Consider the following 2,029-nt stretch of genomic DNA (forward strand, 5'->3'; position numbering starts at 1 on the left):
CCAAACATTCGTCCAATTCGTGGCGGAACAGATGGCGCACAGCTTTCTTATATGGGACTTCCTACGCCAAATATCTTTACAGGCGGCGAAAACTTCCATGGCCGATATGAATACATTTCCGTTGATAATATGGAAAAAGCAACGAACGTTGTTATGGAAATTGCACAATTGTTTGAAAAACGTGCATAACCAATCAAAATAAAACGAAGCTAGCTCGTATTTGAGCTAGCTTCATTTATCACGAAAGACTATCTATGCTATAATGAACAAACGATTGAATACCCCAACTTACGGAGGCTATATGCTAACTTTTGAAGAAAAACTTGCTATTATTACATCGTTCCCTGTATTAAAACGAAAAGACGTTTCACTCGGACGAATTAATTTTCATTATGAAGAAAGTACATCAGATAAGAAGAACGTTGTCTATCATCTCCATCCAAACGGAAATGGCTTTGTCTACGCAGAACATATTCATGGTTTTGCAACCAATGATAAAGGTTTTGTAAACATTCGCGATTTTTCTGAAGAGCAGCTTCGCTCTGTCATAGAAAGATCCATTCGCGGCCTATCCAAATCCACTACTACCGAAGAACATACGGAAGCGCATCAACCAGAAGAATGGGTGAACGACCAAGGTCATACGCTTATCCTCCTAGAAGAAGAGGATATGTGGAATGTGTACGCTGGAGATCTACTGGACGGTACCTTTGTCTCTTATAACCAGGCGCTCGGCTATTTGGATGAAGAAGGATTTAAACGCCGCTCCTAATTGCTAGGCTATATGTAACGAAAAGGATCGATCCTTATATAGGAACGACCCTTTTTTCTTTTACAGCTTTTGAATAAATACAACCTTAAGATAATTTCCCTCTTTATATTCTCGTATTGTTTTAAAATCAGCTGGCAATGAAAATTCTTCTACGATTTTATACGCAGTACCCGTTTCATGAAAGGCCGTATCGATAAATTCCTTGAATGTATGCATGCCAAACGTACTGGCATTTGTAGATGCCACAATGATTCCTTTGTCTGCTGTGATGGCAATCGTTTCTTTTAATAAATTCGTATAATCCTTTGCTGCACTAAATGTGTATTTCTTCGATTTTGCAAAACTAGGCGGATCAAGAATAACCATATCAAAAGATAGTTTCTTTCGAACAGCATACTTAAAATAATGGAAAACATCTTCTACGATAATATCCTGCGCCTCATAATCGATCTCATTGATACTAAATTGTTCAATTGTTTTCGCTAAGCTACGGTTTGCTAAATCAACACTTGTCGTCTTTGCCGCACCGCCAAGCGCAGCAAACACAGAAAATGCACCCGTATATGAGAACATATTTAACACCGTTTTTCCGCTTGCATACTTATCTCGAATCGTCCGTCTCACATCGCGTTGGTCAAGGAACACCCCGACCATCGCTCCATCATTCAAGTAGACGGCAAAGCGTGCGCCATTTTCCTTCACGATAAGTGGAAACTGCCCTCTCTCCCCTGTAACAAAGTCATCATCATCGACATACTGTCCCTTCGTATCAAACCGCTTCTTTTCGTAAATCCCCTTGTATTCTACGATATTTTGTAAAGACTGCAATACATCCTCTTTAAACGTATAAATTCCCTTGCTATACCAACTCATAACATAATAACCATCATAATAATCAATGATAAGGCCACCAATTCCGTCGCCTTCTCCGTTAAATACACGAAATGCTGTCGTCTGTTCGTCCTGATAAAAAGCGGCGCGATGCTGAATCGCTTTTCGTATTTTTTGTTCAACAAACGTTTGATTAATGGATTCGGTCTCATTTTCCGTCAATACCCAGCCCAATCCCTTGTTTTGCTTCCCGTAATATCCTTTTGCCAGAAACTGCTTTTTCTCATCCACCAAACGAAGAATGTCTCCTTCTTCTAGAAGAGCATGACTACTTACAAACGCATCCTTCGTCAGCAACGGATAGCCTCGTTTTATTTTATTACTATAATTCGATTTAATAAGTACAGTTTTTTCATTTCTCATTTC

General features: G+C 39.3%; 2 protein-coding genes and 1 pseudogene. 2 read left to right on the forward strand and 1 reads right to left on the reverse strand.

All coding sequences use genetic code 11. The annotated features are described in order from the left end of the window. Window positions 1-189: pseudogene (locus tag AC11ZT_RS08020) on the forward strand (peptidase T); the annotation flags it as partial. A 112-nt stretch (window positions 190-301) separates the two neighbouring features. Then, window positions 302-772, forward strand: coding sequence for a hypothetical protein (locus tag AC11ZT_RS08025; protein ID WP_484059101.1), 471 nt, complete (start codon window positions 302-304; stop codon window positions 770-772). 60 nt (window positions 773-832) lie between these two features. On the opposite strand, the gene AC11ZT_RS08030 is transcribed toward AC11ZT_RS08025, so the two are convergent. Next, the gene (locus AC11ZT_RS08030) at window positions 833-2,026 is read right to left on the reverse strand and encodes a class I SAM-dependent rRNA methyltransferase (RefSeq protein WP_484059102.1); all 1,194 of its coding nucleotides are present in this window, start codon (window positions 2,024-2,026) and stop codon (window positions 833-835) included. Window positions 2,027-2,029: the final 3 nt, after the last annotated feature.

It is taken from the genome of Ectobacillus sp. (assembly GCF_056992975.1).